The 7,008-nt window shown below is 68.9% G+C and carries 4 protein-coding genes and 1 pseudogene; 4 read left to right on the top strand and 1 reads right to left on the bottom strand.

Going from position 1 to position 7,008, the window contains the following annotated elements; translation table 11 throughout:
- Both AV521_RS39990 and AV521_RS39985 read left to right on the top strand, forming a co-directional pair.
- Nucleotides 1-549: CBS domain-containing protein (locus AV521_RS39990; protein ID WP_076096081.1), on the top strand; the 549-nt coding region annotated here is incomplete at its 5' end.
- 113 nt (nucleotides 550-662) lie between these two features.
- Nucleotides 663-1,043, top strand: a pseudogene (locus AV521_RS39985) (response regulator transcription factor); the annotation flags it as partial.
- A gap of 1,262 nt (nucleotides 1,044-2,305) precedes the next feature.
- Here AV521_RS39985 and AV521_RS39975 read toward each other — a convergent pair.
- The gene (locus tag AV521_RS39975; RefSeq protein WP_076096048.1) at nucleotides 2,306-3,580 is read right to left on the bottom strand and encodes an APC family permease; all 1,275 of its coding nucleotides are present in this window, start codon (nucleotides 3,578-3,580) and stop codon (nucleotides 2,306-2,308) included.
- 507 nt (nucleotides 3,581-4,087) lie between these two features.
- On the opposite strand from AV521_RS39975, the gene AV521_RS39970 reads away from it, so the two are divergent.
- On the top strand, nucleotides 4,088-5,365 hold the full coding sequence (locus tag AV521_RS39970) for a vanadium-dependent haloperoxidase (RefSeq protein WP_076096045.1): 1,278 nt from the start codon (nucleotides 4,088-4,090) through the stop codon (nucleotides 5,363-5,365).
- A 156-nt stretch (nucleotides 5,366-5,521) separates the two neighbouring features.
- A complete protein-coding gene (locus AV521_RS39965; protein WP_076096043.1) occupies nucleotides 5,522-7,003 on the top strand; it encodes a multicopper oxidase family protein in 1,482 nt (493 codons plus the stop codon).
- The last annotated feature ends 5 nt before the right edge of the window (nucleotides 7,004-7,008 follow it).

Raw genomic sequence — 7,008 nt, 5'->3', positions numbered from 1 at the left:
GTCAGCGCCCTCCCGGTGATCGAGGGCGAGGGCCGGGTGGTCGGCGTGGTCTCCGAGGCCGACCTGCTGCCCAAGGAGGAGCTGAGGGACGACCCCGACGCGGCCTACCTCCAACTGCGTCAGCCGGTCGACGTGGCAAAGGCCGAAGCGGCCACCGCGGGCGACCTGATGTCCTCCCCCGCCGTCACGGTCCGGGCGAACGCCACGGTCGCCGAGGCCGCACGGATCATGGCGCGGGGCGGGGTCAAACGGCTGCCCGTCGTCGACGATGCCGGGCTGCTCCAGGGGATCGTCAGCCGGGCCGACCTGCTCAAGGTCTTCCTGCGCGACGACAAGGACATCGCCGAGGAGGTCCGGCGCGAGATCGTGTCGTACCTCTTCCCGCTCTCGTCCTCAGCCGTCCAGGTGGAGGTGGAGGACGGAGTCGTCACGCTGACGGGCCGCATCCGCGACAGCGCCCTGGTCCCGGTCGCCGCGCGTTTGGTGCGGGGCGTGGAAGGCGTGGTGGACGTGCAGTTCGACCTCGCGCGCGAGACGACCATGCGGTGACTGACAACCCCGGAGCGACTGGGGCCGATCCGCCCCGGTGCCCATGGCGCCGACGGGTCATGCTCGGCTTCACGGGCAGTCCGCAGTCTGTCCGCCATCGGCGAACGAGGGGGCTGACCGAGCCACGCACCTTCACCGAGCACGACCCGATCCGTGTGTTCCTGCTGGACGACCACGAAGTCGTCCAGCGCGGACCGGCCGATCTGCTCGACACCGAACCGGACATCAGCGTGGTCGGCGATGCGGACACCGCCGCGCACGCACTGACCGACGGCCCCGCGCTGCGCCCGCACGTCGCCGTGCTGGACGTCCGCCTGCGCGACGGCGACGGCGACGGCATCACGGTCTGCCGCGAACTGCACGACCGGATACCCGAGCCGACGTGCCTGATGCTGGTGTCCTTCGACGACGAGGAAGCCCTGCTGGACGCCGGCATGGCCAGAGCCGCCGCCTACGTCCTGAAGCAGATCAAGGGCTCCGGCCTCGTCTCGGCGGGACACCTCAGAAGCTGCTACTGAGCCCTGCATGACAAGGACAAAGTGATGGGGCCACGGCTCCCGATCGGGTGTGTTGAGCGCTGCGGAGAATGTGCATGAAGGCGATGTTCTGGCCGTCGACAAGACAAAATGACACAACCCGCCGGCCGCCAGGCCGCCGGGGTTGTGGTGAACGCGGTGTCGCTTGCGTCGCCGCCCGCCCCGTACGTCTCGGTGATGCCAACGCGGCTGGAGGACTCATCGTGGGGGCCGCTGCTGAGGCGATGTGGAGTCACGCCCGGGACGCCGGATCCCGTTGGCACGGAGGCGTGCAAGGAGCATCTTCAATCGAGCCCTTCACCGTGCTGGCTGAACACTCCTGACACGGCCGCAGGCAGGTAGCCCACCCCACCGGACCGGACGTCCCACCCGCCAGGCCACCAGACGGGCTGTAGGCGCATGCGGTTACTGCTCGTGCGATGGCCACATGGGGAGGGAAGGCTGAAGCCCCTTCTCCCGACGCCCGCATGCCGCACCCCGAAGGGCGGCGCCCTGGAGAAGTGGTCCCGGCGCATCCTCAAGCAGCTCCGCCGCCTACGTCTGCGCGGCAGCAGCTGCCCCTGACCAGTCCGCGTGTTCACCGACACCCCGTCCGTCAAAAGCCACACGAGGATTCGATCCGGAAGAGACGGTCAACGGAAGGAAACGGCACCTCATCGTTGACCAGGACGGTGTCCTGGTCGACCTGTCAGTCCCCCGCCGGCATCCAGGAGCGCGCCGCCGCCCGCATTCTGCTCACCCGGCTCCACGCCGAACACCCCGAAATCGTCCCTGTCTGGGCCGACAACGCCTACAGCGGCAAGCACTTCATCACCTGGGCCCAGGGCACCGTGGGCATCACCATCAAGGCCGTCCCCCGGCCTAGGGACGCCCACGGCTTCGTCGTGCTGCCCAAGACGTGGATGGTGGAACGGTCGAACTCCTGGACGATGTGGGCCCTGCACAACGTGGTGGACCACGAACGCCTCATGTCCCATGCCGAAGCCCACATCCAACGGGCCTTCATCACCCTCATGTCCCGCTGCCTGGCCGACAGCACCACCGCACCAAAACGTACATGGCAGCGGTCTGAAGATCCCTCCCGCCTGCCGTTCGGCTGCCCGTCCAACGACGCTCGACCGAACGGCAAACCGGATCACCACGACGCCTTAGGGCGTAATGACCTGCGGACAGGAGATGCGAGGCACAGCTTCTCACCCAGCGTTCATCAGTCGCGGGTCCTACGAAGCCTGGCGTGTCGTGAGGCGTCGGCGTACACCGTAGGCCGCTGCTCCGAGCGCGAGCACCGTCGCTCCCCATGCCACCGACGTGGCAGGCAGGGTGAAGGCCAGGACCAGACAGCCGGCCAGCCCGAGGACGGGGATGAGGCGCGGCGGCCGGTTCTCTTCCTCGGTCAGGGTCCAGGCGGCGGCGTTCGCCACGGCGTAGTAGGCGAGTACACCGAACGACGAGAATCCGATCGCACCGCGCACGTCCGTGGTGGCGGCCAGGACCACCACCAAGGCACCCACCAGCAACTCCGCGCGATACGGCACCTTGAACCGCGGATGCACAGCGGCCAGTGCATGGGGCAGGTGACGGTCCCGGGACATGGCCAGCGTGGTGCGCGAGACGCCCAGGATCAGCGCGAGCAACGACCCGAGTGCCGCCACCGCCGCCCCGGCCCGAACCACCGGCACCAGCCCCGGCAGCCCGGCCCGCCGTACCGCCTCGGCCAGCGGCGCGCTCTCCTGTGCCAGCCCGTCCGGGCCGAGGACCGCCAGCACGGACACGGCGACCGCTCCGTACACGATCAATGTGATCCCCAGGGCCAGGGGGATGGCCCGGGGAATCGTGCGGGCCGGGTCCCTCACCTCTTCGCCCAGGGTCGCGATGCGCGCGTATCCGGCGAAGGCGAAGAACAGAAGGCCGGCCGCCTGCAACACCCCGGTGACGGAGGCGTCCGACCCGATGTCCAGCCGCCCGGTCTGAGCAGTACTGGAGGTCAGGCAAGCCACCACCACGGCTGCCAGCACGGCCAGGACCACGGCGACGATCGCCCGCGTCAGCCACGCCGCCTTCTGCACGCCCACGTAGTTGATGGCGGTCAGCGCCACCACGGCAGCCACCGCGACGGCGTGCGCCTGGCCCGGCCACACATACGACCCCACGGTGAGCGCCATCGCCGCGCACGAGGCCGTCTTACCCACCACGAAGCCCCACCCGGCGAGATACCCCCAGAACTCACCCAGCCGCTCACGGCCGTACACATACGTCCCACCGGACTGCGGATAGCGTGCCGCCAACCGAGCCGAGGCCGTGGCGTTGCAGTACGCCACCACGGCGGCGACGGCCAGCCCCAAGAGCAGTCCCGAGCCCGCCGCCCGCGCGGCCGGCGCCAGAGCGGCGAAGACCCCCGCGCCGATCATCGAGCCCAGCCCGATGACGACGGCATCGAAAACGCCCAGCCTCCGCTCCAGCACAGCGGCTCCGCCGCCCTGCGACGCCTGGCTCACTCCGCACCACCATCTATCGACATCCGGGATCGCGAGACCATACCTGTCGGGGATGAACAGCAGGTCGCACGCGTCGTGATCCTCGACTCTCGAAGGTCCGATCGTGCCGAAGTTGCGGCGTGGACAGGGTCCCGGCACGCTGGATCTGGCAAGCGACCTTGATGACGTGAAGAGGTGATCGGGTTGCAGGACTGTACGCGCCTGGTCAGCCCTCCGAGACGTTGGTGTGGGTGACGCGTAGGGTCTCATGAGCCGGTATCCCGGTGAGCCCGGTTCGTGACTCGTCAACGACTGGCCCAGCCCAGGCATCAGTCAGACGGGAACCGGCTTCGCAATCCCCCTCACACTCCGGAGCGGATGTCCGGAGTGCTTTCTTGCGGCACGCGCTGCGGACTCCCCGCTCGTTCCCTGGTGTTCGTCGATCCTGTGATTCGCCGTGGCCCACACGGATGCCGTGTGCGGGCACGGTCGCCACAGCTCACCGTCGGCGACAAGGAGCCACAGAGCATGGGTGGAAAGCAAAAGACACTCGCCGTACTGGCCGGAACCGCGCTGGCAGCCGGACTCATCAGCCCCGCCTTCGGGGCCGGTGCCGCTCCCTCACCAGCCCCGCCGACCGCGGCCACGGGGTCGGGGACGTCGGTCGTGGAATGGAACCGCGAGCTCATCACCATCCTCGGCGATCCGAAGGCGCAGCCGGCCACCGTCCAGCCCACGCGCAGCTTCGCCCTCCTCCAGGCCGCCGAGTACGATGCGGTGGTATCGATCACCCGGGCCGGCCCCGCCTACCTGTTCTCGGTGTCGGCGCCGCGCGGCACTCGTGCCGATGCCGCAGCAGACCAAGCGGCCCACGACGTGCTGGTTGCCCTCTACCCGACCGAGCGCGCAGGCGTGGACCAGCGGCTGAAGAGCCAGTTGTCCGCGATTCCGGGCAGCCCGGACAAGCAGGCGGGCACGACGGTCGGAGCCGAAGTCGCCCGCCGACTGATGAGCCTGCGGTCTAACGACGGGTCCTCGGCGCAGCCGCCGCCGTTCCGCGCCGACGACAAGGCCGGTGACTACCGGCCCACCCCTCCCGACTTCCCGACACCGGTGTTCGCCAACTGGGGCTCGGTCAAGCCGTTCGTGCTGGCCAGCGGACGCCAGTTCCGCCCGGCAGCGCCGCCGCCCGTGAGCAGCGCCGAGTACGCCACCGCCCTGAACGAGGTCAAGAGCCTGGGGAGCAAGACCAGTACCACCCGCACCCCCGATCAGACGACGGCCGCGAAGTTCTGGGCGGCCGCGCCCGTCTGGAACGTCTGGAACGAGATCGCGCAGAACCTCGTCACCTCACAGAACGCCAGCCTGGACAACGCGGTGAAGGTCTTCGCCCGGCTCGACCTGTCCCTCGCCGACACCACGATCGCGCTGTACGACGCCAAGTACGCCTACCGCATATGGCGGCCCGTGACCGCCGTGCGACTCGGCAGTACGCACTACAACCCGCGCATCGTCGGCGATCCCAGCTGGAGCCCCCTGCTGACGACCGCGCCGGATCCGTCCTATCCCAGCGCTCACGCCGCCCTCAGCCAGGCAGCGGCAACGACGCTCACCGGCCTGTACGGTGCACGGCATCACCTCACGGTGACATCGAAAGGCACCACCCGAACCTATGCCGGCTTCCAGGACGCTGCCACTGAAGCATGGCTCACCCGGATCTGGGCCGGCCAGCACACCTCCATCGACAACAGCGCGGGACAGCAACTCGGCATGCAGGTAGCCCACTTCGTGGCAGGTCACCTCTGACCACCGGCACCGCACGACAATCACGCGCAACACGGTGACGGCCAGAAGCCAGCGGTACCGGACGCAAAGGCACTACTGGCACTGGCCACGCTACAGAAGACAACGCCTGTCCGGTCTGAACCAGTTGGGCCGGGAAGCAGGGAAGGGAGCAGAACCGTGACCGTCTCTCGTCGCGACGCCCTCAGGCTGGGCGGCGCCGCCGTGCTGGCCGGAGCGGCTACCGCTGCGGTGACCGGCCGCGACTCACGGGCGGCGACGAGCACGGCCGCTGCCTCGGGCAGGGCGGACCACACGCTGCGGATCGCGACCGGACGCGTCGAGCTCGCACCGGGTACGGCAGTGTCGACCACGACGTACAACGGCCAGTTCCCCGGTCCGCTGCTGCGGTTCACCGAAGGCCGCCCGGTCGTGGTCGACGTCCACAACGACACCGGCACCCCCGAACTCCTGCACTGGCACGGTCAACGCGTCCCCGCCGACGTGGACGGAGCCGCCGAGGAGGGCACCCCCTACATTCCCGCACACGGGATGCGACGGCTGTCCTTCACCCCGGGACCGGCCGGCTTCCGCTTCTACCACACCCACGTAACCGCACACGGCGACCTGACCCGCGGCACCTACTCCGGTCAGGCCGGCCCGGTCTACATCGAGCCGAAGACCAGCCCCGGCGCCTACGACCAGGAAGTGTTCCTGACACTGAAGGAGTTCGAGCCCTCCGTCAGCCACGGCGGGGACATCCCGCAGACCTTCCTGGCCGGCTCCCCCGTACTGGACCTGAAACGCATGGGCGAGAAGGCCATGGCCGACTCACTGGCCCGTGGCATGCCGCGCGGCTACGAGGTCGGCTACCGCGTCTTCAGCGTCAATGGGCGCACACTCGGCCACGGCCGGCCGATCAAGGTCAAGACCGGACAGCGCGTGCTGTTCCACGTCCTCAACGCCAGCGCCACCGAGATCCGCAGCCTCGCCCTGCCTGGCCACACCTTCGAAGTCGTCGCGCTCGACGGCAACCCGGTACCCCGCCAGACCGACGTGCCGGTGCTGTGGATCGGCACCGCCGAACGCGTCTCGGCCGTCGTGGAGATGAACCACCCGGGTGTGTGGATACTCGGAGACACGTCGGACGACGACCGGAACGCCGGCATGGGCACCGTGGTGGAGTACGCCGGCCGCAGCGGTTCCCCGCAGTGGACCGCACCGCCCGCCTTCAGCTGGGACTACCGCACCTTCGCCGGTCCCGGCACCGCAACGCAGCGACCCGACCACACCTTCGACCTGCTGGTGGAGAAGCGCAACGCAGCCGACAAGGGCTTCAATATCTGGCCCCTCAACGGCGTCCCCTTCTCCCAGGACACCAACAAGCCGGTAATAGACGTCCAGCGCGGCAAGCGGTACCGGATGCGGCTGCGCAACGCGTCCGACGACATCCACCCCCTCCACCTGCACCGCCACACCTTTGAGATCACTCACATCGCCGGCACCCCCACCCGGGGCCTGCGCAAGGACGTCGTCATGCTCGGCGGCTACCAGACCCTCGACCTCGACTTCACCGCCGACCAGCCAGGACTGTCCCTGTTCCACTGCCACCAACAGCTCCACATGGACTACGGATTCATGATCCTGCTCCGCTGCACCTGACATTC

Origin of the sequence: Streptomyces sp. IMTB 2501 (genome assembly GCF_001953885.1) — a bacterium.
Lineage (GTDB): Bacteria > Actinomycetota > Actinomycetes > Streptomycetales > Streptomycetaceae > Streptomyces.
The sequence above is the reverse complement of the archived record's forward strand: the minus strand, read 5'-3'. Positions and strand labels throughout refer to the sequence as shown.